The sequence below is a fragment of the Pseudomonas azerbaijanorientalis genome (genome assembly GCF_019139795.1).
Taxonomy (GTDB): domain Bacteria; phylum Pseudomonadota; class Gammaproteobacteria; order Pseudomonadales; family Pseudomonadaceae; genus Aquipseudomonas; species Aquipseudomonas laurylsulfatiphila.
The window spans coordinates 3,073,950-3,098,610 of record NZ_CP077078.1 but is presented as its reverse complement, the minus strand read 5'-3'; the positions used below and the strand labels follow the sequence as shown (position 1 = coordinate 3,098,610).

Here is a 24,661-nt window from a genome sequence, read left to right as displayed (position 1 = left end):
CCGTGGGGTCGATCAGAGGTTGCGTTTATCTGGCTGTTTTCCTACAGCGGCAGACAAACGCGAAACAAGGCGCCCTCGCCAATCCGGCTCTGGACGGTAATTGTACCGCCATGGGCGGTCACGATCTGTTCTGAAATAAACAATCCCAGGCCCAGTCCGGCGACGGCCTGCCTGGCCGATACGCGCTCGAACTGCTGGAATATGCGCTTCTGGTTTTCTTCGCTGATCCCGATCCCTTGGTCGCGCACGTCTACCAGCGCCAGGCCTCCTTCACTGTATACCTTCACCGAGACCGGGCTCTTGGCCCCGTAGCGCAAGGCATTGGTCAACAGGTTGGATATGACCTGCTCAATCCGAAATTCATCCCAGTTTCCGATCACCGGTTGCTCGGCATCGAGGGTGACCGACGTCTCGGCGGCGTCGATCTGCCGGGAAAAGTTGTGCAGCAAATCGCGAACCAGCGTCGAAAGATCGAACCGTGTCGGCCGGATCGACAGCTTGCCGGTGCGAATGCGCGAGACATCGAGCATATCCTCGATCAGGCGAATGAGGCTTTTGATCTGCCGCTCGTCGCGGTCGACCATAGCGTGCATCTTGTCGAGGGTGAAGGCGGCGGCGTTGTCCCGGGCCAGGTGCATCTTGCGCAGCTGGGTTTCAAGGATCAGGCCGTTGAGCGGTGTGCGCACTTCGTGGGCGACGATGGACATGAAGTCATCGCGCATGCGCACCGCCTGCTCCAGTTCCAGCTGGGTGTTCTGCAGTTGCTCGAGCAGGGCTTCCTGTTCGCGGCGACTTTGCTCAAGGGCCAGCACTTGTTCCTTCATCGCCTTGCTCTGGCGATACAGGTCGACGAACACATTGACCTTGCTCTTGACCGCGTGGATGTCCAGTGGTTTGTGCAGGAAGTCCACGGCGCCGCTTTCATAGCCCTTGAACGCGTAGTTCATTTCACGCCCGGCGGCGCTGACAAAAACGATCGGGATGTTCTTGGTTTTTTCGGTACCGCGCATCAACTCCGCCAGCTCGAAGCCATTCATGCCAGGCATCTGCACATCGAGGATGGCCATGGCGAATTCGTGCTGCAACAGCAATGACAAGGCTTCGTCGGCGGACAGCGCCTTGTACACAATCCGGTCCTCACGCCTGATCAGCGCTTCAAGCGCCAGCAGATTCTCCGGCAGATCGTCCACGATCAGCAGTTTGGCCTGGATATTACTCAGCATGCGATTCGTTCCATCTCGACAAGCAGACGGCCGATGCCGCGTACAGAAAGTATGTGGTCTGGCCGGTGCATATCCAGCGCAGCCTGGGGCATGGTGGCGACTTGAGCCTCTTGCGGGTCTTGCACGATGGTGATGCCACCGCGCTGTTTGACCTGGGCCAGCCCGTGCGCGCCATCGCGGTTGGCGCCTGTGAGCAGGACTGCAGCGAGCCCGGCACCGTAGGCATCGGCAGCCGATTCGAACAGGTAATCGATGGCGGGGCGCGAATGATGCACTCGAGGCTCCAGGCTCAGGGAAAAGCTGCGGTCCCGCTCCACCGACAGGTGATAACCGGGCGCGGCGAAATACAGCGTGCCGGCCTCGACCGCGGTCTTGTCGCACGCCTCCAGCACCGGCATGGCCACCCGGCGGGCAAACACATCCGCCAGCTGGCTGCGGCGTTCGTCCGGCAGGTGCAGCACGACAATGATCGGCAACACAAATCCTTCGCGCAGCGGTCCGAGGATGTTCAACAGCGCCTCAACGCCACCGGCGGAGGCACCGATCACGATCGCTTCGATAGCTGGCAGGCTCGTTGCACTGTTCATTTTTTTCGATAGATCCGTTCTTGTTTGACCAGCGGCTCGAACTCATCGCCAAAAGACGAGAAATCCGGGGTTTCCTTGCTGCCCAATACCAGGAAACCGCGATGGCAGAGGGACTCATGAAACAGTCCTAACGCCCGATCCTGAAGTTTTTTATTAAAATAAATCAATACGTTACGACATGAAATTAATTGAGTTTCGGAGAACACACTGTCCGTCGCCAGGCTGTGATCGGCGAAGGTCACGTTTTCGCGCAGTGTCTTGTCGAAAATCGCGTACCCATAGGCCGCCGTATAGTAGTCGGCAAACGAACACTGGCCACCGGCCTGCTGGTAATTGGCAGTGTAGGCGCGGACGTTCTCCATCGAGAAAATCCCTTGCTTGGCTTTTTCCAGAGAGTGCGGATTGATGTCGGTCGCGTAGAGGATGGTACGGTCGAGCAAGCCCTCTTCGCGCAACAGAATGGCCATCGAATACACCTCTTCCCCGGTGCTGCATCCGGCGATCCAGATCTTGATCGACGGGTAGGTTCGCAGCAGCGGCACCACTTCCTTGCGGATGGCCAGGAAGTGCGAGGGGTCACGAAACATCTCGCTGACCGGAATGGTCAGCAATTGCAGCAATTGCATGAAAGCGGCCGGATCGTGCAGGACCTTTTCCTGCAGCGCCGAGATGGTCTGGCACTCGAACTGACTCAACGCATGATTGACCCGACGCTTGATCGACGCGCCGGAGTAATCGCGAAAATCGTAGCTGTACTTGAGGTAAATCGCCTCGATCAACAGGCGCAATTCGATTTCACTGCTGCGCTCCCCTGAAATATGGCGCTCCACTAGATGCGTTCCATCTTCGGCAACCACACGCGAATCAGCGAAAACAGGCGGTCCAGGTCGATGGGTTTGGCCAGGTAATCGTTGGCGCCGGCTTGCAGGCAGCGCTCCTGATCGTCCTTCATGGCCTTGGCCGTCACCGCGATGATCGGCAATTTGCGCCAACGCGGGACCTTGCGGATTTCAACAGTGGCTTCAAAGCCATCCATTTCCGGCATCATCACGTCCATCAACACCAGATCGATGTCCTCCACTTCATTGAGTCGTTCAATCGCTTCCCGGCCATTGCGACCAATGACCACGACTGCGCCCTTTTGCTCCAGCGCGCTGGTGAGGGCGAAAATGTTGCGCACATCATCATCCACCAGCAGCACCTTGCGCCCTTCGAAGACCCGGTCGCGACTGCGGGCGACCTTGAGCATCTTCTGCCGGTCATGGGACAACCGCGATTCGACTTTGTGCAGAAAAAGTGTCACCTCGTCCAAAAGCCGCTCCGGCGAGCGCGCGCCCTTGATGATGATCGAACGCGAATACTTGCGCAGTTCAGCCTCTTCATCGCGGGTCAGGTTGCGCCCGGTATAGACGATGACGGGCGGAAAGGAGCAGATGTCTTCGGTGGACATGCGCTTGAGCAGGTCGTTGCCGAGCATGTCAGGCAGCTTGAGGTCGATGATCATGCAATCGAAGACCGACGCGCGCAGCAGGTCCAGAGCCTCCTGCGCCAGGCCAACGGCGGTGATCTCTATGTCATCGTCGCCGATCAGGCGGGCAATGCTGTCGCGCTGCAGGTCGTCGTCCTCGACCAGCAGTACACGTTTGACCTTCTGGGTCAGCTTGGCCTCCAGGCGCGCAAATACGTCCTTGAGTTCCTCGCGCGTGGTGGGTTTGACCGCATAGCCAATGGCGCCCATGTGCATCGCCGCTTCGACCCGGTCCTCGACCGAAATCACATGCACCGGGATGTGCCGGGTTTCGGCGTGCTCCTTCAGGCGTTGCAGCACGGTCAGGCCGGAATGATCCGGAAGCCGCATGTCCAGCAGGATCGCGTCGGGGATGAACGCCTTGGCCAGGTCGTAGCCTTCGTCGGCGCCATGGGCCACCAGGCACTGATAACCCAGCTCATGGGCAAGATCGTAGAGGATGTGCGCAAAGTTCGACTCGTCCTCCACCACCAGAATGCAGCGGCTGGTGAACGGCCCCTTGTGGCGATCGTCGTCGAAACGCGCAATGTCGACTTCGGCCACCAATGGCGACAGCGTGGGCGGCACTGCGTTCGGCGCAGCCGCCACCGCAACGGCCCTCATCGGTTCGACAGGCTCCTCGCCCGGTTCCACGTACTGCTGCGGCATGACCAGGGTAAACACACTGCCCTGCCCCGGTTTGCTGGTCACGCTGATGGAACCGCCGAGCAGCGCGGCCAGATCGCGGGAGATCGACAAGCCCAGCCCTGTGCCGCCGTAGCGCCGATTGGTGGTGCCATCGGCCTGACGGAAGGCTTCGAAAATGCTGTCGTGCTGATCCGCCTCGATGCCGATCCCGGAATCGCGGATGCTGAACGCGATGCCGTCATTCGGCGCCGCGGCGACGGACAGGCTGACGCTGCCGCTTTCTGTGAACTTCACGGCGTTGGACAACAGGTTCTTGAGCACTTGCTCCAGGCGCTGGCGATCGGTGAACAGCATCTGCGGCGCGCCGTCCTGCAAGTCCACCTGGAAATCCAGTTGCTTGTCCATGGCCAACGGCTGGAACAGGCCCTGCAGGCCATCGACCAGGCGTGCCACGCTGGTGTTCTCCGGACGGATTTCCAGCTTGCCGGCCTCGACTTTGGAGATGTCCAGAATGTCGTTGATCAGGTTGAGCAAGTCATTGCCGGCGCAGTAGATCGACTCGGCGAACTTCACTTGCTCGGCCGTGAGGTTTTCTTCCGGGTTTTCCGCCAGCAGCTTGGCCAGGATCAACGAGCTGTTGAGCGGCGTGCGCAGCTCGTGGGACATGTTGGCGAGGAATTCGGACTTGTACTTGCTCGAACGCTGCAATTCCAGCGCGCGCTCTTCGAGCTGGATCTGCGCCTGATTGAGTTCGGAGTTCTTCAGGTCCATGGCGTCGCGTTGCTCGGCCAGCACTTGTGCCTGCTCGGCGAGTTGTTCGTTGGTCTGCTCCAGCTCCACCTGCTGGGTTTCCAGGTGCGCCTGGGACTCCTTGAGCACCCGCGACTGTTCTTCGAGTTCTTCGTTGGCGGTCTTGAGCTCTTCCTGCTGCACCTGCAACTCTTCATTGAGCTGCTGGGTTTCGGCCAACACTTCCTGCAAGCGCTGGCGATAGCGTGCGGACTCGATGGACGTGCCGATGTTGCTGGCAATCAACTCCAGCAATGCGACATCGCGGTCATTCAGCGGACGCAGGAAACCCAACTCGATCACGCCATTGACCCGGTCGTCGTCGCTGGTCGGCACCACCAGTACACTGCGCGGCAATCCGTCACCGAGGCCGGAGCTGACCTTGAAATAATCCCCCGGCACCTCGTCCAGGCGAATCAGCCGCGCCTGCTGCGCCACCTGGCCGACAATGCCTTCATCGCTGTAGATCTGCTGCTCGCGCTCTTCCTGTTCGCGGGAAAAACCGTAGCTGGCGATGCGTCTGAGACCGCCGTGGTCTTCGCGAACATAGAGCGCCGCCACGACGGTACCGAGGTACTGCGCGCAAAACTGCAGGATGTTGCGGCCCAGCAGGTTCAGGCTCAACTGTCCCAACACCTGCTCGGCGAGCTCGGTCTGACCGTTGCGCAGCCAGGCCTGTTGCTCCAGGCGCTGGGCACTGGCTTGTTGGGCTGCGAGATTGACACTGTAGCTTTGAGAAAGGCTGAGCAAATCGCGACGCCCGACATACGCCAGCAAACCACTGACGCCGGCAATGAACAACAGATAGAGGCTGATACTCCAGACCGTGGTGCGGCGCACCTCATCATTGCGCGTGGTGCGCAACTGTTGTTCGGAGTCGATCACCTCCTCGAACTGTTTGCGAATTTCATCAGTCAGGCGTTTGCCCCGCCCGGCCTTCACCACCGAGCGATAATCACCGCTGCTGCGCTGCAAATCGATCAACGATTGCGCATAGCTGGCCCACTCCTGTTGCAATGCCTGCAATCGCAGCAAGCGGTCAGTCTGCACCGGGTTGTCGGCGGTCAGCTCGAGCAAGGTGTTGAGGGCCACGGCAATCCGCGGCTTGGCGGTTTCGTAAGGGTCGAGGAAATGCTCGTCGCCACTGAGCAGGAAACCGCGCATCCCGGTTTCCAGGTCCACGGTCATCTTGACCGCTTCATTGGCGTTATTGATCACCCGGTCGGTGTGTTCCACCCACTGGATCGTCGACAGCAGATAGGTGATCAGCGAAACGAAGAACACCGCGCTGATAAGGCCCAGCCCCAACGGCAGGCTGATATTGCGGCTCAGGAGTTTACGAAATCGTTGCTCATCAACCGAGGACGCAGAGGTCATGGGGCAGGCCTTGTCGAACTGTCAGAATGCAAGGAGTTTGCCCCAAAACTGGCACATGGATCCATTTTTCTGACATGTTTTCGCGCATAGGCCTACATTCCTCTGCGCCCACGCTAATCGGCGGGTTATCCTTGCTGATCTGCGTTGCATGCTTTTTTGCGCCACCTCGGGAACTTGTCTGGATCTGCCACTTACTGATGCTAGAGTCCGGTGATTTCCAGCGACCGGCAATGTCAAACTTATTCAGGAAGTCGACTATGTCATCCGCCAACGCCTACACCATCCTCGTCGTCGAAGACGATGCCATCGTGCGCATGCTGATTGTCGACGTACTGGAGGAGCTGGAGTTCAAGGTGCTGGAGGCTGACGGCAGCGTACAGGCGCTGGAGACGCTCGGGGACTCGAAGCAACGCATTGACCTGATGATGACGGATGTCGGCCTGCCGATCATGGATGGTCGCGAGCTGGCCAAAGAAGCACGTGTCTTGCGTCCTGCCCTGCCCATTCTGTTTGCCAGCGGTTATGCCGAAAGCATCGACGTCCCCCCCGACATGCACGTGATCGGCAAACCCTTCTCCATTGATCAGTTGCGCGACAAGGTCAAAGGCATTCTCGGGTGACCTGGCGATCCACTGTGGTTTAATGCGCGCCGTTTTTGTCCCTGCCCTGTCTTCGCTTCAAGGAAATTCCGTACATGATTGAGCCCCGCGCAACCAAAGTCCTGGTCATTGGTTACGTCTGGCCCGAGCCCCGTTCTTCGGCGGCCAGCGGGCATGTCATGCAGATTCTCGAGGTTTTCCTGCAGCAAGGCTGGGACATCACCTTCAGCAGCCCGGCAGGTTTCGGCGAACAGCGCGCAGACCTGACGGCGCTGGGTATTCGTGAAGTACCCATCGAGCTGAACAACAGCAGTTTCGACACCTTCATCAGTGAACTGGCGCCGGACATCGTGTTGTTCGATCAATTCATGATGGAGGAACAGTTCGGTTGGCGGGTCGAGAAGTATTGTCCCGATGCGTTGCGCGTGCTGGAAAGTTGCGACTTGCAAAGCCTCAGGCAGGGTCGGCATCAACGCCTCAAGGAGCGCTTGAAGGCCAGCGAGGACAACAATGACTTCAGCGGCCTGTTCGCCCCGGCGTCGCGTGAAGAGTTTGAACACATGGCCAATACCGATCTGGCCAAGCGCGAGATCGCCTCGTTTTATCGTTGTGATTTGACGCTGATGGTTTCCGAAGTGGAAATCGAATTGCTGGTCGAGCAGTTCAGGATCCCGCGCAGTCTGTTGCACTGGTGCCCATTGATGGTCGATCTTCCGGCCGGCGCGCCAGTAGAGTACGAAGATCGCGCGCATTTCCTGCACATCGGCAACTTTCGCCATGCGCCCAACTGGGATGCCGTGCTCTGGCTGAAAACCGCGATCTGGCCGCTGGTTCGCGCGCAACTGCCTGATGCGCAGTTGCACATCTATGGCGCGTACACCCCACCCAAGGCCACTGCCCTGCACAACGCGGCACAGGGCTTTCATGTGCTTAACTGGGCAGAAGATGCCTTGCAGGTGATGTCGAAGACTCGGGTGTGCCTGGCACCGCTGCGTTTCGGCGCCGGCATCAAAGGCAAGATCGTCGATGCGATGCTCTGTGGAACACCCAATGTCACCACGCCAGTGGGCGCCGAAGCCATGCACGATCAAGAGCCCTGGCCCGGTGCCATAACCCGTACGGCGCGCGAGTTCGCCGACAGCGCCGTGCGGCTTTATCAGGACAAGGCGCAGTGGCTTGTCGCCCAGGCCCAGGCCCGTCACCTATTGAGCAGCCGCTACCCGCAGTCCACCCATGGCCCTGCGTTGATCGAAAGGCTGATCGAATGCCAGAGGCATCTGCCACAGATCAGGCGCGATAACTTTACCGGCAGCATGTTGCGCCATCATCAACACAAAAGTACCCAGTACATGGCGCAATGGATCGAGGAAAAAAATCGCAATCAAGCACACACCTTGTAGCGCTCGCCCATATCCCCATCAAAACGCCGACAGGATACTCACTGAATTCCGTCGGCGTTTTGCATTTCAGGGTGGCTAACCTATTCAAGGCTCCGCGACGCTGTAGATAAGTAACACCACTTCCTTTGTCACTCCGGATAGTTTCGGGCTGCCTTGAACTTGAAGCCTTCAGGTTGCCAGTGCATTCAGACAAAGGAGAAACCATGACAGTCAAAAAAACGGAATTTATCTACAAACAGAACTGGATGAGCAACATCCTCGACGTAGACAGATTAAGACTCACCGATATTGTCTGGCCCTGCACCCATAACGCCGGGATGGACAAAAAAGCACCTGATTTTGATGATGTGACCGGTAACTGGACCACTTGCCAGAGCGATTCATTTGCCTGGCAACTGGCCAATGGCGCACGGGCCTTGGATATTCGCCTCGAATACGCGGAAGATCCGCAAGCGGTTTTTTACTTTCAACACAATGGCCATCGCTCGGGTCGGGTACTGGACGAGTTGATCGAGGCAGTGCTGTCGTTTCTTGATGACAACCCGGATGAATTCCTCGTACTGGACTTTCATGAACTCAGGGATGGCGGCAAGCCTTTCGATTACAAGAAGCTCAACGACCAACTAATGCGGCGACTCGGGATGCGGGTCATACTTCCCGCCAACAGGCATGCCACCGTGGGCGAACTCAAGCGCTCCAGTACAAGGCGGCGAATTGTCATGGCGGCGCAGTTCAGGTCTGGTCTGGACGATAACTATTTCTGGCCGCGTATCCCCCACAAATGGCGCGACAGTTCATTCACCAGTTCCGGCGATCTGCGGACCTATATTGCGAAAACCCTGAAAAATGCGTCTTACGACACATTTTTTTGGTCATTGTCGGCAACTGCCTACACGCTATTTGGCGGGCCAAGGAATATCAAAGAAGAGATCAACGACTGGTTCAATACCACCGCAGACTGGGTGACGCGTTGCAGCATCATCAATACCGACTTTTTCGACACATCTGAAATTGTCCGTTACTGCTGGAGTGCCAGCAGCATGAAGGCCGTTTACGGCCCCTCACTGCACAAAACATGATCGAGGCGAGCAAACAGCAAAGTGCGCACAACTCGCGCTCGCTGGCCTGCCGCTACCCAACATCCCGTATGAAGTTGATGATTGACCGCGCGCGTCCCACGACAAAATACTTGACCGCATTCAATCAACACTACTTTGGCGCAACTTATTATTCACCAATCAATGCAAGGACGCATTTATGAACAATACGACCCGAGACGATTACGCACTCAATAACTGGATGAGCGCTACACCGGCAATCGATAACCTCTCGCTTGGTGAACTTACGCTACCCGGCACACACAATGCAGGGTGCGACCGGCAAGCGAGCTATCCACTGATCCCCGGCGCGCACTGGCTGGCCTGCCAGCACGATTCGTTCGCAGCTCAACTCAACAACGGTTCACGCGCACTCGATTTACGACTGGACTTTGACGGCCCGGCCACAGAGTTTGAAAAATTCCGGTTCCAGCACAATGGCTATCGCTCATCTCGTAACCTGTTAGCTTTATTTGCTGCAGTGAATCTGTTTTTGCGCGATAACCCTGACGAGTTTGTGATTCTGGATTTTCATCAACTCAAGGACGGGCAACAATCGTTCGACTATGCACTCTTCAACGAGATGATGCTCCGTTATCTTGGCGAGAGAATAATCCCTACCGGCAATAGAGGCCTGCCACTTGGCGAGCTTAAGAAAATCAGCGGCAAGCAGCGAGTTCTGGTAACGGCCCAACAACATCCGGAGTTAAATCCCGCCTGGTTCTGCGAGAAAATCGAACACAAATGGAGCGGAATTGGCGACACAAGTGTCAAGGAACTGGAGCAGCACATCATCAACGTGTTGAGGACGCCACCTCCCCGTACCAGCTTGTGGTCACTGTCCGCCACAAGCTACTCAAAGGTTGGAGGCCCCGTCGATATCCATGATGAACTGGATAACTGGTTTGACCCCACCACCCACGACCTAAGCGAAAGGTGCAACATTATCAATGTCGATTTCATGGAGGAGTCGCAACTGGTTGCCTACTGCCGTAGCGCGAGCTTGATAAATGCCAGAAAAGCCAGAAATCCCGGATAGTACCGAAAGCCGAGAAGGCTCCTGTCAGGTTTCGCAACGTCGACAACTGGCATTAGCCCCCGCACAAGAGGCATGATCAGGACGCGATAACAAGAAAAGTGTATCGACATGCCCCGTAATGCCAGAGTCACCGATCCTTCCTACGAATTGATGGACGACCACAACGGCTTGTCCATCATTTACCGCCAGCATGGTTTCCCCTGCCCGCTGGTGCGCTGGCATTTCCACAAGGAATACGAGCTGCACCTGATCGTCGCCAGTTCCGGCAAGGTATTCATTGGCGACTATATCGGCAACTTCTATCCGCAAACCCTGTTCCTGACCGGCCCCAACCTGCCCCATAACTGGATCAGCCAGGTGGCCGAGGACGAAGTGGTGCCCAAGCGCGACGGGCTTCAACAACATTTCCAACTTCAACCGGCGCTTCCAGCAGCTCAAGGGCATGACGCCTTCGCATTACCGGCGATTGGTGGTGCAGCGGCTGACCGAGCAAAACCAGGGATAGCCGCTGGTCGCAACTGGCAGTTTTGACAGTGGTTTGGCCGTGATGGGTTATCCATGCTTGCAGCAACCCTGTCATCCACATCGAGACCTCAGACCATGAGCCCCGATTCCTCGCAAGATTCCATCACCCCAACAAACATCGACGAATACGCACGCTTCGACACACCGGGAGACACCCAGGGATGGACGGGCGGAGGTGAAATAAAACAGGATGACACCGCCAACAAAAACTGCTGGTTTTCAACCCGCGCCCGGCGGGATTTTGGGCAGCAACTTACGCCGTCGATTGACGTCCGGGTGCTGATCCGCCTCCGCGGTCTTCTTCCCGGCGAAACATTGATTGCTGAGCATCCCGCTGGTGTCCACGAGATTCAGGGGCTGCCTTCTCGTCAGCACAGCTCGTACCTGATTACAGGTGCAAAAGCCGATGCGGATGGAAAATTCTTCGTGCAGTTTAAATTGGCCACCGGACAAACCATGTCGATTGAGTCAATCCAGGTACAAGCGCCCGTGCGGCGACGCAAAGTATGGACTCGCATTTCAGCATTTCTCCATCAGTGCAAAATAGTATCAGCCAAAGTGCTGCCAACAACATGATGGGGGCCATCGGCACCGGCAATATCCGGCCCGGTGCAATCACCATGAGCCTCGGCTCGTCAGGCACGGTGTACGCCTATGCCGATCAGCCGAATGTCGCGCCCCGGAGGCCGCAGTCACCACGTTCTGTTCTTCCAGTGGCGGCTGGCTGCCATTGATCTACACCATGAACCTGACCAACGCCACCGGCCTGATTCGCGACCTGCTGGACCTCGACATCGATCAGTTCAACGCACTGGTTGCCAAAGCCCCCATTGGTGCCGAAGGCGTGAGCATGCTGCCGTTCTTCAACGGCGAGCGGGTACCCGCCCTGCCCCATGCCAGCGGCAGCCTGTCGGGCCTGACCATGAGCAACCTGACCCGGGCCAACCTGTGCCGCGCGGTCGTCGAAGGCACGACGTTCGGTTTGCGTTACGGACTGGACCTGCTACGCCACAATGGCTTACAAAGCCGCAGCATTCGGCTGATCGGTGGCGGTTCGAAAAGCGCGGTGTGGCGGCAGATCGTCGCCGACATCATGAATACCCCCGTGATCTGCACGGAACAAAGCGAGGCCGCGGCCCTGGGTGCGGCGATCCAGGCGGCCTGGTGCGTATCCTGGACAAACGGAAACGGACTCAGCCTGGCGGACTTGTGCGAGCGTTGCGTAAAACTCGACCCGGCCGGTGAAACCCTGCCGGTCTCCGACAATGTACAAGCCAGTCAGCAGGCTTATGAACGCTATCGACAGCAAGTCGCAACCCTTTGAAGAGTGAACAACTATGTACCTGGTGTGTGGCGAAGCGCTGTTCGATTTTTTCAGTGAAGACGACGCCGGCGGTCTGGCGTCCAAAGTGAATTTCAAAGCCATCGCCGGTGGCTCGCCGTTCAACGTGGCCGTGGGATTGCGCCGGTTGGGCGTGGATTCGGCGCTGTTGGCCGGGTTGTCCACCGACTACCTGGGCCGACGCCTGTTGCAGGTGCTGCAGGATGAAGGTGTGCGCCAGGACTTCCTGCTGGATTTCGCCGCGCCGACCACCCTGGCGATGGTCGCCGTGGGCGCCAATGGCTCGCCGCAATACAGCTTCCGTGGCGAAGGTTGCGCCGATCGACAGTTGAAACCGGAGCACCTGCCTGCACTCGGGCCTGAAGTGCGCGGCCTGCATATCGGATCGTTTTCCCTGGTGGTGCAGCCGATTGCCGACACCCTGTTGTCACTGGTTCGCCGGGAAAGTGGCAAACGCCTGATCAGCCTCGACCCGAACGTGCGCCTGAACCCGGAACCGGACATTGAACGGTGGCGTAAACGGATCGCGACGCTGGTGCAATTGGCCGACCTGATCAAGGTCAGCGACGAGGACCTGCATCTGTTGTACCCAGGCCAGGACCCGGCGCAAGTGATCGAGGGTTGGATGCAGCATCGCTGCCAGCTGGTGTTCCTGACCCGGGGCGGCGAAGGCGCGACCGTGTTCAGCCGGGTTCACGGCTCGTGGTCGGCTCCGGCCTGCGCGGTAAAAATCGCCGACACCGTGGGCGCGGGCGATACCTTTCAAGCGGCGTTGATTGCCTGGTTGACCGAGCAGCAACTGGATTCGGTGGAGGGTGTGAAGCAACTTGGCCGCGAGCAGATTGACGGCATGCTGAAGTTCGCGGTGCAGGCGGCGGCGTTGACGTGCAGCAAGACCGGGCCGGATCTGCCTTATCGGGAGCAGCTGGATCTGCGCTGAATTCGAGGGCCACTTCGCGAGCAGGCTCGATCCCACAGGGTTGCGGGTCGTTCATCACATTTGTGTCGACGCTTGGGCAATGTGGGCGCGAGCCTGCTCGCGATGGTCTTAACTGATAAACAGGATCGCGCCTTCGCGACAGGCGGCGTTCAGCCGGGTTAACCCTCGTTTAACCGTGCGGTCCAACACTTCACTGGACCGCACGCCCTCAGACTTTTCTGACGCCCGGTGCGGCAGGTTCGACAGGCCACACATCGAACTGACTTCCCGTACGCACTGGAGATCGCTGATGAACACTCACATCTTGCTGGTTACCGTCGCCCTCGCCTGCACCGCGTTTACTGGCCTGGCCCAGGCCAATGACACCGCTACCTCTCAGGCCGTGCCCTATCACTACGGCATGCCATTGCATGTCAGCAAAGTGATTTCGCTGACCGAGCCAGACACCCTGGAGTGCAAAGTGGTGAAGGCTGACATGAAGTACATCGATGACACGGGGAAACCCGCAGAAATCACCTACCGTAAACTTTCCGACGCCTGCGAGAACCAAGGCTGACCGAAACGTCTGATTTGATACCTGGCAGTATTCCTTTGAGGGCTGCGGCGCTATGCTCTAGCGCCCCCCTCACTGCCCGCAAGGATTGGCCATGCAGTTTTCGTTTCGCACCTTGTCGATGTTTACCGCCGCCTTATGCCTTTTATTGAGCCTGGTCTGGGGTTTGGCACCTCAATGGCTACTGTCGCTCTGGGGTATCGAATTTTCATTCGTGGCAGGATTGGTCGCGCGCCGCACCGCCGTGCTGTTCGCAGCGTTTAGCGTGCTCTCTTACCTGGTTCGCAACGCCCCCCCTTGCGCAACCCGCAATGCGCTGAGCCTCGGCTTCGTCGTCGGCTGCTGGGGATTGGCCGTGCTGGGTTTTGCCGAATGGCTCGCCGGCCATGTCGGGCCGGGCATGTTGCTGGCTGTCGGGCTTGAACTGGCGCTGGGCCTGGCATTCTTCCAGACCCGGCACGTGTCGGTGGAACTCGAAACTGCAGGTTAAAGCGCTTTGCACAGTATGGAGTGTGGCTCGACTTCTACGTGATGCTGTCCGGAACGCAATTGGGTAATCAACTCGTTTATTTCCCGACAACCATTGAGTCCGGAGGCATCGATGCCGGTGACATTTAGATCGAGATGATCGGTTTGCCCGTCGGCATAAACCTTCACGGTCATCAACAGATCCGGTGACAACGTGCACTCGCAACGCTTGGGTAAAAAGCTGGTTTCGATGATACGGCGAAGTTCCAAGGCAGAAAGAAACATGGCGACCCTCTCCTTTGTGAGACTGCCAATCAACATCAACGCTCGCTCGTATGCTCTCTCATATAAAAGCCCGGCAAGCTTCAAGGACAGCTACAGCATAAAACATACCCCGGATTTCGGAGTGCAGCTCATCGGCAATTCAAGGGTTTAGGTCAGTCACCTGTAAAACCTGCCGTGCAGTTTGCAATATACGCCCCTGGCGCCCCCTGCAGTTTGCACGTTGGGCGCCGCGGGTTTGCATTCGTGCCACACGACAGTGAAAATGCCGCCCTTCACTTCAAGCAAGGAGGCATCATGAATTCTTTGGCCGTTAACGCTGGCGCTGCGCTGTTCGCACTGGGGCTTGCCAGCGTGGCGCACGCCGCCAAACTCGAAGACACCGCGCCCTATCCGAAAGCCGAGAGCGGCTTTACCCGCCAGGTGATTCACCTGGCGCCACAGCCCCGGGAAGACGACTTCCAGGTCGAGATCCTGGCCGGCAAAACCATGACCGTAGATTGCAACCGCCCTCGTCTGGGCGGCATTCTCGAAGAGAAAAACCTCGAGGGTTGGGGCTACCCCTTCTATCGCCTGGAAAAAGTCATTGGCCCGATGAGCACGCTGATGGCCTGCCCGGACGGCACGAGCAAACAGGGTTTTGTGCCAGTGGTCGGTGACGGCTTCCTGCTGCGTTACAACAGCAAGCTGCCGCTCGTGCTGTACGTGCCCAAGGACATCGAAGTGCGCTACCGAATCTGGTCGGCGTCGAACAAGGTCGAGAAGGCCATTCAGGAATAACCCGGGCATCTGTTATCGGCCTGCACCAGAGTCATGCCGGCGCGCTGCTCAACGCGGCGCGCTCGGCCACATGCCCCAGGCTGTCAAAATTGATGTTGGCACCGGAGTCGATGGCGACCAGCGTCTGGCCGCGTATCCCGCTGCGTGCCACGTACTGTTTGATTCCGGCCACGGCCAGCGCACCGGAAGGTTCGGTGATCGAGCGGGTATCGTCGTAGATATTCTTGATGGCGGTGCAAAGCTCATCATTGCTGACCGTCACCACCTCATCAACGCAAAACCGGCAAACCTCAAAACCGTAAGCGCCGATCTGCGCCACCGCCACCCCATCGGCAAAGGTGCCGACCTTGGGCAGGATGACTCGCTCACCGGCCAGCAACGCGGCTTGCAGGCACGCGGAATGCTCCGATTCGACGCCAACGATGCGCACCTGCGGCCGCAAGTATTTGATGTAAGCGGCGATGCCTGCGATCAGCCCCCCACCACCCACCGGCACGAAAATCGCGTCCAGCGGCCCTTGATGCTGACGCAGGATTTCCATGGCCACCGTGCCTTGGCCCGCGATCACATCCGGATCATCAAAGGGCGAAACAAAGGTGCGCCCGCTTTCCCCGGCCAACTCCAATGCATAGGTCAGCGCAAACGGAAAACTTTCGCCATGCAATACCGCATCGGCGCCCCGGCTACGAACTCCGATCACCTTCAATTGCGGCGTCGTGCAAGGCATTACGATAGTGGCGCTGATTCCCAACTCCCGCGCAGCCAGCGCCACACCCTGCGCATGATTACCGGCAGAAGCCGTGACCACGCCGCGAGCCTTTTGCGAATCGCTCAGTTGCACCAGCTTGTTGTAGGCGCCGCGGATCTTGAAGGAAAAGGTCGGTTGCAAGTCTTCGCGCTTGAGCAGGACCTGGTTGCCCAGTGCCTCGGACAAGGCCGGTGCCGCTTGCAAAGGCGTGCGCACCGCCAGTTCATATACCGGCGCGGCAAGGATTTTTTTGACGTAGCGTTCAAGCAAGGCTTGCTGGTCGGTTGTAAAACTCATGGTCGTCTCCTGACATTGATCGGGCCCGGGAGACAGAAAGTAAAAACCCGCCTCGAGGGCGGGTTGGGTGCTGCAGTCGTGAGCTAGCCCGCCAAATGAGGAATGGCGGTAATAATGCTTGGCTGGCAGCGCAATACGGTGGAAGTCATGGTTCGAAATTAGCCGGGCGTTGATGGCAAGTCAATGGCAAATTTGTGCAGATCCCTCTAGGCTGCCGATTCCAGTCATTGCCCAAGGAAGGAACACATGAATGCCATTGCCCTGCCCCTTATCGTCCTGGTCGCCTTTGCCGGCTATACCGTTTCGGTGATGCTCCAGGCCGAACAGTCGCTGATCGACTTCGGCATCAGCCTGATGTCACGTCCCGATACTGCGCAGGTGGTGATCGATCTTTACTTGCTGGCGACGCTGGCGGGTATCTGGATGTACCGGGATGCGCGAAAGCGCGGGCTGTCGACGCTTTCGGTGTTGCCCTATCTATTGATCACCGCTGTGTTTGTGTCGGTTGGGCCATTGTTGTATCTGGTGGTTCGCGGTGTTCAGGATCGCAAGAAATTGCCTGCCGCGACTCGACAGTTGTAGAAACCTTGAAATTGCTTTCGCGAGCAAGCCCGCTCCCACACTTGTCTTGCGCCCACTGAAATCCCCTTTGGGAGCGGGCTTGCTCGCGAAGGGGTCATCAGATTCGACATCATCATTGCCTGACTCACCGCCATCACTTCGCCAACCGCTTGAGCCCCACTACCATCGCCCCCGCCCCGATCATCATCGTCGACAGCAGCAAGGGGTACGATACCCACCACGGCGTTCCCGCTGTCACCATGCTGAACTCGGACATGCCGCCGATGCTCGCAATCAGGTTCAAGGGCAAAAACACCACGTTGATCAACGTCAGCTTGCGCAGCAGGTTGTTCATGCTGTTGTTCATCAGGTTGCCCCGGGCGTCAATGAGGCCGGAGAACACCGTCGAATAGATTTCCGCCTGCTTGTAACACTGGTTGTTTTCGATGATCAGGTCATCGATCAGGCTGATGGCCTCGGCGTTGAAGCCCTGCTTTTGCGCATGATTGCGCAGTCGGTTCAGCACGGCGCCATTGCTGTGAATCGCATTGATGTAATAGATCAGGCTCTCGCTGAGGTTGAACATCTGGATCAGATGCTGATTCTGCATCGAGGCGTTGAATTTCTGCTGCAATTCCCGGGCGATCAGCTTGATCACCTTCAAGTGCCCCAGATAGTGGTGGATGTTGTTGAACAGCAGATCGAGCAGGACATCCAGTGGCGTGTCTAGCGCCTGGCGCTTGCCGAGCCCGTTGAGCGGTGCGTCATCGGTGGCGATCACCAGCAAGCGCCCCGGAGAAAACAGCAGGCCACAGGACGACACCTGGAACCCCAGGTTGTCGGCGCCGGAGTAACTGTCCGGACGCTTCCAGATCAGGAACAGGTTGTCGGGATGGAACTCGATACGCGACACCTCGTCAGGGTCCAGCGCCGAGGCCAAGGCGTGTTCGTCGAGTTTGAAATGACTGTGCAGCAGGTCGCGCTCGGCCGCATCGGGGTGACTGAACAGCACCACCTCGGCATCCAGTCGCTCGACGGCCTGCAGCGTTCCACCGCTCAACTGAAAACTCTTGATCATCGCTGCTTCACCAGGCCTGGCCGCGACGTTTAAGCTCCAGACGCCGAACGAACTCTTCCAGCACCAATGAATACAGATCGTCCTGCAGGTAGGCGTCTTCGATGCCGGCGTCCATGTTCGGGTTGTCGTTGACCTCGATCACCACCACTTTGTCGCCGGATTGTTTGAGGTCGACCCCGTAGAGGCCGTCGCCGATCAGGTTGGCCGTCTTCACCGCCAGCTCCACCACCGCGCGCGGCGCTTCGTGAACCGCCAGGGTGCGGCATTCACCGTTGATGTCCTGGCCCTTGGCCTTGTGGTTGTAGATTTGCCAGTGGCCCTTGGACATGAAGTACTGGCAGGCAAAGATCGGTTTGCGGTTGAGCACGCCAATGCGCCAGTCGTACTCGGTGTAGAAGAACTCCTGGGCCAGCAACAGCACCGAATGTTCGAACAGTTCGGCGGTAGCTTCGAGCAACGCCTGCTGGCTCTCGACCTTGATCACGCCCCGGGAGAAACAACCGTCGGGGATCTTCAACACCAGCGGAAAGCCCAGTCGTTCGCCAACCCGCTCAAAGTCTTCCGGTCGCTCCTTGTAGAGGATTTCAGTGGCGGGCATGCCCAGTTGATGACTCTTGAGCAGGTCGGTCAGATACACCTTGTTGGTGCAGCGCAGGATCGATGTCGGGTCGTCCATCACCACCAGCCCTTCGCTCTCGGCTTTCTTGGCGAAGCGATAGGTATGGTTGTCGACGCTGGTGGTCTCGCGGATCAACAAACCGTCGTATTCGGCAATCCGTGCATAGTCCTTGCGCTCGATCAAGTCGACATCGATGCCCAGGGTCCGGCCGACCCGGACGAAGTTGTCCAGCGCCCTGGCATTCGACGGTGGCAGGGCTTCCTCGGGATCGTGCAGGATGGCCAGGTCGTAGCGGGCCAGCCGCCGTGAGCGCGGCTGGCGCCAGATCTTGCGACTGAAACTGTCGAGGGAGTGGGCAAACTGATCTTCCTGATCCTCCCGCAACTTGTGCAACGCACCCGACTTGATGCCTTCGATATGCCAGCCGTTAGTTCGGCGAAATTCAACTAACAAGATCGGACAGGCAAACACTTCAAATAATTGTCTGGCTAAATCCTGCAAGGGTTCAATATTGGTCTTGCCGAAATACAGCGTCAGGGTAAACCCTTCGGTGTCACTGTAAGCATGATGACTGAGGGCTTTTTCCAGGGTTTTATCCAGGTCGTCAAGCGCCAGGCCATAGAGGGATTTGCGGGTCAGTTCGCTGATGGTTCGCACCGACGGAATGACCTTGTGCCCACGGGCTTCAGCCAGCAGCGAGCAGTAATAACCGTGCCCCAGGTACTTGTAGCTGCGGCACAGGTTGATGACCTGCACGCGCTTGCCCTGCTCATTGTCGCGGGTTTGTTCCAGATACTCCTGGGCCGTGACGATGTCCTCGCTGGGAAAATAGGAGGCCCAGTCTTCCTTGCGTTCGACGATGATAATCAACTGGCTGGAAGTTTTATTGGAATCATTTAAATAAGTTGCCGAAGTGATTGCTGTCGGCAAAGTTTGCTCGGATACTTCGCGCCAATGACCTTGTACCGCTGACATAGTGATTGATCCGTTGGAGAACAAGACCTTTCCTATTAAGCACGAACTTTTTCGAAAGTCCCGTTTCGTTACGCAACTTTTACGGTGGTCAGTATGAATACAGTTTTTCGTTTGGCGGTAATAGAAGACTTACCCGCACTGCTGCAACTTGAAGAGCAGTGCTTTACCACCGATCGGCTCAACAGTCGCAGCTTTCAATGGATGATCAGCCGCGCCAACGGGCAACTGCTCGTGGCCCAGCGCGGCGAGCATCTGCTGGGTTACGCCCTGGTGCTTTTCCATCGAGGTACGTCGCTGGCGCGTCTCTATTCGATAGCCATCGCGGCTCAGGCGCGGGGCAATGGCCTGGGCAAGCAACTGCTCGATCGCACCGAAGCCATTGCCCTGGAACACGATTGCGCCTATCTGCGTCTGGAGGTGCGTATCGACAATCCGGCGGCGATTGCCCTGTATGAACGTAACGGTTACCGGCGCTTTGCCCTGATCCACGACTATTATCAGGACCACGCCGATGCGTTGCGCCTGGAAAAGCGCATCCTCCAGCACCGCGAATCACGCAACATCCAAGTACCCTACTACCCACAGACCACCGATTTCACCTGCGGTCCGGCCTGCCTGCTCATGGCCATGGGCGCGTTGCAGCCGGGGCGTTTGCCGGAGCGGCGTGAAGAACTGCAAATCTGGCGCGAAGCAACCACCGTGTTCATGACCTCCGGCCACGGTGGCTGCAGCCCGCAAGGCCTGGCATTGGCGGCCTGGCGCCGCGAATTTCGGGTGCGCCTGCAACTGAGCAAGGCCGGGCCGTTGTTCCTTGACGGGGTGCGCGATGAGCATAAAAAAGACGTAATGCGTCTGGTGCACGAAGAGTTCACCGCGCAGCTGCTTGCCAGCGACGTCGTGTGCGAGATCGGCGGGCCACTGAATCTTGCGCAACTGCTGGAGCATGGCGGGCAACCGTTGGTGCTGATCAGCAGCTATCGCCTGACCCGCTCCAAATCGCCGCACTGGGTGATAGTGACCGATTGCGATGAAGAATTTGTCTATCTGCACGATCCCGATGTGGACCACAGCCAGCATCGCCAGGCCATGGACTGCCAGCACCTGCCGGTCAGCCATGGGGAGTTCGAGAAGATGTGCAGCTTTGGCCGGGACAAATTGAGGGCGGCTGTGATTGTGTATGGACAGAAGCAGTAGCTGCTTTTGTGGTCGCTCCAACAGCCTTCGCGATCCCACACTTGAAATGCATTCCCCTGTGGGAGCGGGCTTGCTCGCGAAGGCGGCGTGTGAGTTTCACTTCAATCCGACCTTATACAACGCACCATCCTCTTCATCGGTCAACACATACAAATACCCATCCGGCCCCTGCCGCACGTCGCGAATACGCTTTCTCAACGCCCCGAGCAAGCGCTCCTCGTGAACCACCTTGTCGCCATCGAACTCCAGGCGGATCAGCTCCTGGCTGACCAACGCGCCGATGAACACATTGCGTTGCCAGGCCTTGAATCGATCGGCATCGTAGAACGCCATGCCGCTCAGTCCCGGGGACTTTTCCCAGACATGGTTCGGGGCAACGGTGCCTTCAAGGGTTTCACCCCTGGCTTCGGGAATCGGTTTACCGGAGTAATTGATGCCATGGGTCGCCAGTGGCCAGCCGTAATTCCTGCCGCGCTGGATGATGTTGATTTCATCGCCGCCCAGAGGGCCATGTTCGTTTTCCCACAGCGTACCGTTCCACGGGTTGAGCGCCGCACCTTGCGGGTTGCGCTGGCCGTAGGACCAGATTTCCGGGCGCACGTTGGCCTGACCGACAAAGGGGTTGTCCTTGGGCACCGTGCCGTCCGGGTAGATTCGCACCACCTTGCCTTGCAGCTTGTCGAGGTCCTGGGCGGTCGGGCGCTCGTTGTTTTCCCCCAGCGTCACGAACAGATAGCCGTCTCGATCGAACACCAGCCGCGAACCGAAATGGTTGCCTTGCGAGAGTTTGGGTTCCTGGCGCAGGATCACCTGGAAGTCCTTGATTGCCGTCAGATCGTCGGAGAGCCGGCCGCGCCCCACCGCAGTACCGGCCTTATTGTCCTCTCCACCCCCTTCGGCATAGGACAGGTAGACCATCCGGTCCTTTCTGAAATCGGGTGACAACGCAACGTCGAGCAAGCCGCCCTGCCCCTTGGTCCAGACCGTTGGCACGCCATTGAGCGGTGCCGACAGCTTGCCATCGGCGGTGACCAGCCGCAGGTTGCCGGGCCGCTCGGTGACCAGCATGCTTTTACCATCCGGCAGGAATGCCAGCGCCCAGGGGTGCTCCAGTCCCGTCACGACAGGGGTCACCTCAAGTGTGCCCTCTTCGCTTTTCATCGTCTGGGTGGGCGCGGCAAGCACAGGGACTGTGGCGGTGATCAATACGCTGGTACAGAGGATTGCCAATGAGTTTTTACGCAACATGCAGACTCCTTTTCTGATGATCATGAGGACGGAAAAAACCTGGGCACACGTCATGCCGGCCGCTCAACGGTTGCCGGTGCCGGTGTCTCGTGGCGCAGGATTGGGAATGAATGTCGGTGGGCTGGCGGGAGCGCTGCGCTCGGGATAGCGATTACCGATGCCGCCGTTGTCCAGTGTCGGCGGGCGCGGGACCGGCACGGTATTGGGCCCGCGAATGGCCGGGGCGCTGGGTCGAGTGCCTTGCATGCTGTTGGGGTTGGCCCGGTTGATCGGGCTGCTGTAAGGATTGTTGTTGGTGTTGCCCGGCAGATTCTGGGCCATGCGCAGCGAAGCAGAGGTATCGGCCTCGACCATTGGGCCCAGTACAGCACTCAGGGCCAGCGCAATGGCGCCAGACACGTATCGGTTCATGGCGGTGCCTCGCTACGTCACGTGGATAAGGACTTCGATATCACGCTACGCCCGGGGTTCGTATTTGTTAACAAAAACCTCCCCGGCAAGATGTAACACGACGTTGATCCGGTTAAAGGAACGGCCCCAAAGACCACGGAAACTTTTGCTCGAGGCCGCAGGTCACCTGAACATCACTCGCGAGTAGACGACCATGGCACGGGCAATCTGGAAAGGCGCAATCAGCTTCGGACTGGTGCATATCCCCGTGGCGCTGGTCTCGGCAACGTCTTCCCGGGGCGTCGATTTCGACTGGCTCGACAGCCGCAGCATGGACCCGGTGGGCTATAAGCGTGTCAACAAGGTCACGGGCAAGGAAGTCACCAAGGAGCACATCGTCAAGGGCGTGCAATACGAAAAGGGCCGGTACGTGGTGCTCAGTGAGGAGGAGATCCGCAGCGCTCACCCGCTCTCGACCCAGACCATCGACATTTTTTCCTTTGTCGACGGCGAGCAGATTCCCTTGCAGAACATCGACACGCCCTACTACCTGGCGCCCGACAAGCGCGGCGGCAAGGTCTATGCCCTGCTGCGCGAAACCCTGAGCAAAACCGGCAAGGTCGCCCTCGCCCATGTGGTACTGCATACGCGACAGCACCTGGCCGCGCTGATGCCGCTGGAGTCGGCGCTGGTGCTGGTGATGCTGCGCTGGCCAGCGGAAGTTCGCAGCCTCGATGAGTTGGCGCTGGGCAGCGAAGTGACCCGGCCGGAACTGGCCAAGGGCGAACTGGACATGGCCAGGCGCCTGGTGGAGGACATGAGCGCCCAGTGGTCGCCGCAAGACTATCGGGATGGTTTCGAGGACAAGATCATGGCCCTGGTGGACAAGAAGGCCCATGAAGGCAAGATCGAAGACGTCGAGACCGCCTCTGGTGAAGAGCTACGTAAAACGGCGGATGTCATTGACCTGACCGAACTGCTCAAGCGTAGCCTGGGCAGCAAGGGTGCGGGGAAGGCAACGGCAAAGCCCAAGGCGAACAGCAAACCGGCCGCGAAGAAGAAAGCCGGTCAGTGATTGGCTGGATGTACCGGCCTCATCGTCTGGACGCCGCCCGGACATACCACTCAGATCAGAATGATGACCACCAGCAACCCCGCGAAGATCGACCACTTTTCGAGGTAGTAAAGCTTGCGGTTGCGTTTTTTCAGTTGTTTGCCATGCAGGCGAACCTTGTAGATCTTGCCGAACAGGCGGTTGAGGCCGCCGGTCCTGTCGCCCGCCTCGTTTGGCGCACCCGCCGCCGACATGACATGACGACTGAACCAGCGATTGAATGCTGCTGCCCACCTGTATTTCATCGGCCGCTCGACGTCGCAGAACAAAATGATACGGTTCTGCTGCGTGGTGTTTTCTGCGTAATGAATGTAGGTCTCATCGAACATCACCGCTTCGCCATCGCGCCAATGATAGTCCTGGCCATCGACATTGATGTAGCAACCCTCGGCGTTGGGGGTTTCCAGACCCAGGTGATAACGGTACGAACCGGCATACGGGTCGCGGTGACGCACCAGTCTGGACCCCGGTGGCAACTCGGCGAACATTGCCGCCTTGATCGAACCAATGCCCTGCACCAGTTCGGTGGTGCGCGGGCAGAGCTTCATGGCCGATGGATGGCTGTCGCCGTACCACTTGAGATAGAAGCGCTTCCAGCCGGTCTTGAAAAACGAGTTGAAACCCACGTCATCGAACTGGTCCGAACGCTTGATCTGGCCGGCCCGAAGCAAATTCTGGCCTTCGGCACGAATTTCTTCCCAGTGCGCCTGCAGCGGACTCAGGTCGGGGAAGTCGGCCGGGTCGAGATAGGGCTTGTTGGGGATTTTCGAAAACAGATAAAGAAAGCAATTGATCGGCGCCAGAAACGTCGAGTGATCACTCAACTGGCGGCCCAGCTTATGGCGCACTTGGCCACGCAGGTGGACATACGCAATAGAGACAACGTAGATAACGGCAATGATCAGTTTCACGGAAATCGTCACACGTCAGAAGAAAACAAACTGCGCCCTTTACCGGAATGCCGGTCTCCGGGTCTTGTGCAGCGGCTGAAAACGAAACAGCGGCCCTGTAGCACCATTGAGCTACACCGACGATCGGCGCTTGGCCGACAGATGGCATTTTAGCCACAGTTTGTAACCAATAGTTAACCTGTAACTGTGAAAAACTGTCCACAAAATCCGCCGAAACGTCACTGCGGCCTCAACGCCCTATCGTTTAAAGAGCCAGACCAGTACAATCGCCGCCAAACTTTACGCGCCACCAGGTTGAAAGCGGGAAATTCCCCTTTCAGCGCACATCGACTCGGGCCAGGCGCGCCACATGCTGCTGTCCACTTAATGC

Annotated in this window: 23 protein-coding genes and 2 pseudogenes; 14 read left to right on the top strand and 11 right to left on the bottom strand. The window is 58.2% G+C overall.

All coding sequences use genetic code 11. The annotated features are described in order from the left end of the window. Positions 1-41: 41 nt before the first annotated feature. From KSS91_RS13835 to KSS91_RS13820, 4 genes are read right to left on the bottom strand one after another with little or no spacing between them, the layout of a single operon-like run. A complete protein-coding gene (locus tag KSS91_RS13835; RefSeq protein ID WP_217838341.1) occupies positions 42-1,223 on the bottom strand; it encodes a hybrid sensor histidine kinase/response regulator in 1,182 nt (393 codons plus the stop codon). Beyond that, positions 1,217-1,810 carry a chemotaxis protein CheB gene (locus tag KSS91_RS13830; RefSeq protein WP_015095031.1) on the bottom strand — a complete coding sequence of 198 codons (594 nt, stop codon included), beginning with the start codon at positions 1,808-1,810 and terminating at the stop codon, positions 1,217-1,219. The genes KSS91_RS13835 and KSS91_RS13830 overlap by 7 nt, the downstream gene beginning before the upstream one ends. Beyond that, positions 1,807-2,640, bottom strand: coding sequence for a CheR family methyltransferase (locus tag KSS91_RS13825; RefSeq protein ID WP_217838340.1), 834 nt, complete (start codon positions 2,638-2,640; stop codon positions 1,807-1,809). The genes KSS91_RS13830 and KSS91_RS13825 overlap by 4 nt, the downstream gene beginning before the upstream one ends. Next, a complete protein-coding gene (locus tag KSS91_RS13820) occupies positions 2,640-6,131 on the bottom strand; it encodes a response regulator (RefSeq protein ID WP_217838339.1) in 3,492 nt (1,163 codons plus the stop codon). Before KSS91_RS13820 ends, KSS91_RS13825 begins: the two co-directional genes overlap by 1 nt. A 257-nt stretch (positions 6,132-6,388) precedes the next feature. Here KSS91_RS13820 and KSS91_RS13815 point away from each other — a divergent pair, with 257 nt between their 5' ends. The 10 genes and pseudogenes from KSS91_RS13815 to KSS91_RS13770 all read left to right on the top strand — a co-directional run bounded on the left by KSS91_RS13815 (position 6,389) and on the right by KSS91_RS13770 (position 14,116). After that, entirely contained in the window at positions 6,389-6,751 is a 363-nt protein-coding gene (locus KSS91_RS13815) for a response regulator (protein WP_095966718.1), read from the top strand. A 74-nt stretch (positions 6,752-6,825) separates the two neighbouring features. Further along, the gene (locus KSS91_RS13810; protein WP_217838338.1) at positions 6,826-8,130 is read left to right on the top strand and encodes a glycosyltransferase; all 1,305 of its coding nucleotides are present in this window, start codon (positions 6,826-6,828) and stop codon (positions 8,128-8,130) included. 203 nt (positions 8,131-8,333) lie between these two features. After that, on the top strand, positions 8,334-9,209 hold the full coding sequence (locus KSS91_RS13805; RefSeq protein WP_217838337.1) for a PI-PLC domain-containing protein: 876 nt from the start codon (positions 8,334-8,336) through the stop codon (positions 9,207-9,209). Positions 9,210-9,387: 178 nt separating this feature from the next. Next, positions 9,388-10,266 (top strand): phosphatidylinositol-specific phospholipase C domain-containing protein, encoded by an 879-nt coding sequence (locus KSS91_RS13800; protein ID WP_217838336.1) that lies wholly within the window; start codon positions 9,388-9,390, stop codon positions 10,264-10,266. 108 nt (positions 10,267-10,374) lie between these two features. Continuing rightward, positions 10,375-10,662 (top strand): annotated as a pseudogene (locus KSS91_RS13795) (cupin domain-containing protein); the annotation flags it as partial. A 204-nt stretch (positions 10,663-10,866) separates the two neighbouring features. Further along, complete coding sequence (locus KSS91_RS13790; protein ID WP_217838335.1) at positions 10,867-11,367, top strand: hypothetical protein; 501 nt, start codon at positions 10,867-10,869, stop codon at positions 11,365-11,367. Then, positions 11,358-12,115: pseudogene (locus KSS91_RS13785) on the top strand (FGGY-family carbohydrate kinase); the annotation flags it as partial. The gene KSS91_RS13790 and the pseudogene KSS91_RS13785, both read left to right, overlap by 10 nt. 13 nt (positions 12,116-12,128) lie before the next feature. Beyond that, complete coding sequence (locus KSS91_RS13780; protein ID WP_217838334.1) at positions 12,129-13,073, top strand: carbohydrate kinase family protein; 945 nt, start codon at positions 12,129-12,131, stop codon at positions 13,071-13,073. Positions 13,074-13,362: 289 nt separating this feature from the next. Then, complete coding sequence (locus KSS91_RS13775) at positions 13,363-13,629, top strand: DUF2790 domain-containing protein (protein ID WP_217838333.1); 267 nt, start codon at positions 13,363-13,365, stop codon at positions 13,627-13,629. Positions 13,630-13,720: 91 nt separating this feature from the next. After that, positions 13,721-14,116 carry a hypothetical protein gene (locus tag KSS91_RS13770; protein WP_217838332.1) on the top strand — a complete coding sequence of 132 codons (396 nt, stop codon included), beginning with the start codon at positions 13,721-13,723 and terminating at the stop codon, positions 14,114-14,116. On the opposite strand, the gene KSS91_RS13765 is transcribed toward KSS91_RS13770, so the two are convergent. Then, the gene (locus KSS91_RS13765; RefSeq protein WP_217838331.1) at positions 14,113-14,379 is read right to left on the bottom strand and encodes a DUF1652 domain-containing protein; all 267 of its coding nucleotides are present in this window, start codon (positions 14,377-14,379) and stop codon (positions 14,113-14,115) included. The two genes, KSS91_RS13770 and KSS91_RS13765, sit on opposite strands and share 4 nt — an antisense overlap. A gap of 294 nt (positions 14,380-14,673) precedes the next feature. On the opposite strand from KSS91_RS13765, the gene eco reads away from it, so the two are divergent. After that, entirely contained in the window at positions 14,674-15,156 is a 483-nt protein-coding gene (gene eco, locus KSS91_RS13760) for a serine protease inhibitor ecotin (RefSeq protein WP_015095019.1), read from the top strand. 31 nt (positions 15,157-15,187) lie between these two features. Here the strand turns inward: eco and ilvA are convergent, their stop codons facing one another. Further along, positions 15,188-16,201 carry a threonine ammonia-lyase, biosynthetic gene (gene ilvA, locus KSS91_RS13755; protein ID WP_217838330.1) on the bottom strand — a complete coding sequence of 338 codons (1,014 nt, stop codon included), beginning with the start codon at positions 16,199-16,201 and terminating at the stop codon, positions 15,188-15,190. A gap of 246 nt (positions 16,202-16,447) precedes the next feature. Here ilvA and KSS91_RS13750 point away from each other — a divergent pair, with 246 nt between their 5' ends. Continuing rightward, positions 16,448-16,783, top strand: coding sequence for a DUF2834 domain-containing protein (locus KSS91_RS13750; protein ID WP_217838329.1), 336 nt, complete (start codon positions 16,448-16,450; stop codon positions 16,781-16,783). 133 nt (positions 16,784-16,916) lie between these two features. Here the strand turns inward: KSS91_RS13750 and KSS91_RS13745 are convergent, their stop codons facing one another. Together KSS91_RS13745 and KSS91_RS13740 are read right to left on the bottom strand one after the other, a co-directional pair. Continuing rightward, entirely contained in the window at positions 16,917-17,840 is a 924-nt protein-coding gene (locus KSS91_RS13745) for a magnesium transporter CorA family protein (protein ID WP_217838328.1), read from the bottom strand. 7 nt (positions 17,841-17,847) lie between these two features. After that, positions 17,848-19,434, bottom strand: a complete 1,587-nt coding sequence (locus tag KSS91_RS13740) for a RimK family ATP-grasp domain-containing protein (RefSeq protein ID WP_225923751.1) — start codon at positions 19,432-19,434, stop codon at positions 17,848-17,850. 93 nt (positions 19,435-19,527) lie between these two features. Between KSS91_RS13740 and KSS91_RS13735 the strand changes: the two genes are divergently transcribed. Then, positions 19,528-20,628, top strand: coding sequence for a GNAT family N-acetyltransferase/peptidase C39 family protein (locus tag KSS91_RS13735; RefSeq protein WP_217838327.1), 1,101 nt, complete (start codon positions 19,528-19,530; stop codon positions 20,626-20,628). A 96-nt stretch (positions 20,629-20,724) separates the two neighbouring features. Here KSS91_RS13735 and KSS91_RS13730 read toward each other — a convergent pair whose 3' ends face one another. After that, complete coding sequence (locus KSS91_RS13730; protein WP_217838326.1) at positions 20,725-21,876, bottom strand: PQQ-dependent sugar dehydrogenase; 1,152 nt, start codon at positions 21,874-21,876, stop codon at positions 20,725-20,727. A 63-nt stretch (positions 21,877-21,939) separates the two neighbouring features. Further along, a complete protein-coding gene (locus KSS91_RS13725; RefSeq protein ID WP_217838325.1) occupies positions 21,940-22,287 on the bottom strand; it encodes a hypothetical protein in 348 nt (115 codons plus the stop codon). Positions 22,288-22,480: 193 nt separating this feature from the next. Between KSS91_RS13725 and ku the strand changes: the two genes are divergently transcribed. Then, positions 22,481-23,341 carry a non-homologous end joining protein Ku gene (gene ku / locus KSS91_RS13720; RefSeq protein ID WP_217838324.1) on the top strand — a complete coding sequence of 287 codons (861 nt, stop codon included), beginning with the start codon at positions 22,481-22,483 and terminating at the stop codon, positions 23,339-23,341. A 50-nt stretch (positions 23,342-23,391) separates the two neighbouring features. On the opposite strand, the gene lpxO is transcribed toward ku, so the two are convergent. Then, positions 23,392-24,291, bottom strand: a complete 900-nt coding sequence (gene lpxO, locus KSS91_RS13715; RefSeq protein WP_217838323.1) for a lipid A hydroxylase LpxO — start codon at positions 24,289-24,291, stop codon at positions 23,392-23,394. Positions 24,292-24,661 lie beyond the last annotated feature (370 nt).

Excerpts from the sequence above, each read along its gene's own strand:
- KSS91_RS13835 (WP_217838341.1), bottom strand. The coding sequence starts at position 1,223 with ATGCTGAGTAATATCCAGGCCAAACTGCTGATCGTGGACGATCTGCCG.
- KSS91_RS13830 (WP_015095031.1), bottom strand. The coding sequence starts at position 1,810 with ATGAACAGTGCAACGAGCCTGCCAGCTATCGAAGCGATCGTGATCGGT.
- KSS91_RS13820 (WP_217838339.1), bottom strand. The coding sequence starts at position 6,131 with ATGACCTCTGCGTCCTCGGTTGATGAGCAACGATTTCGTAAACTCCTG.
- KSS91_RS13815 (WP_095966718.1), top strand. The coding sequence starts at position 6,389 with ATGTCATCCGCCAACGCCTACACCATCCTCGTCGTCGAAGACGATGCC.
- KSS91_RS13810 (WP_217838338.1), top strand. The coding sequence starts at position 6,826 with ATGATTGAGCCCCGCGCAACCAAAGTCCTGGTCATTGGTTACGTCTGG.
- KSS91_RS13805 (WP_217838337.1), top strand. The coding sequence starts at position 8,334 with ATGACAGTCAAAAAAACGGAATTTATCTACAAACAGAACTGGATGAGC.
- KSS91_RS13800 (WP_217838336.1), top strand. The coding sequence starts at position 9,388 with ATGAACAATACGACCCGAGACGATTACGCACTCAATAACTGGATGAGC.
- KSS91_RS13790 (WP_217838335.1), top strand. The coding sequence starts at position 10,867 with ATGAGCCCCGATTCCTCGCAAGATTCCATCACCCCAACAAACATCGAC.
- KSS91_RS13780 (WP_217838334.1), top strand. The coding sequence starts at position 12,129 with ATGTACCTGGTGTGTGGCGAAGCGCTGTTCGATTTTTTCAGTGAAGAC.
- KSS91_RS13775 (WP_217838333.1), top strand. The coding sequence starts at position 13,363 with ATGAACACTCACATCTTGCTGGTTACCGTCGCCCTCGCCTGCACCGCG.
- KSS91_RS13770 (WP_217838332.1), top strand. The coding sequence starts at position 13,721 with ATGCAGTTTTCGTTTCGCACCTTGTCGATGTTTACCGCCGCCTTATGC.
- KSS91_RS13765 (WP_217838331.1), bottom strand. The coding sequence starts at position 14,379 with ATGTTTCTTTCTGCCTTGGAACTTCGCCGTATCATCGAAACCAGCTTT.
- eco (WP_015095019.1), top strand. The coding sequence starts at position 14,674 with ATGAATTCTTTGGCCGTTAACGCTGGCGCTGCGCTGTTCGCACTGGGG.
- ilvA (WP_217838330.1), bottom strand. The coding sequence starts at position 16,201 with ATGAGTTTTACAACCGACCAGCAAGCCTTGCTTGAACGCTACGTCAAA.
- KSS91_RS13750 (WP_217838329.1), top strand. The coding sequence starts at position 16,448 with ATGAATGCCATTGCCCTGCCCCTTATCGTCCTGGTCGCCTTTGCCGGC.
- KSS91_RS13745 (WP_217838328.1), bottom strand. The coding sequence starts at position 17,840 with ATGATCAAGAGTTTTCAGTTGAGCGGTGGAACGCTGCAGGCCGTCGAG.
- KSS91_RS13740 (WP_225923751.1), bottom strand. The coding sequence starts at position 19,434 with ATGTCAGCGGTACAAGGTCATTGGCGCGAAGTATCCGAGCAAACTTTG.
- KSS91_RS13735 (WP_217838327.1), top strand. The coding sequence starts at position 19,528 with ATGAATACAGTTTTTCGTTTGGCGGTAATAGAAGACTTACCCGCACTG.
- KSS91_RS13730 (WP_217838326.1), bottom strand. The coding sequence starts at position 21,876 with ATGTTGCGTAAAAACTCATTGGCAATCCTCTGTACCAGCGTATTGATC.
- KSS91_RS13725 (WP_217838325.1), bottom strand. The coding sequence starts at position 22,287 with ATGAACCGATACGTGTCTGGCGCCATTGCGCTGGCCCTGAGTGCTGTA.
- ku (WP_217838324.1), top strand. The coding sequence starts at position 22,481 with ATGGCACGGGCAATCTGGAAAGGCGCAATCAGCTTCGGACTGGTGCAT.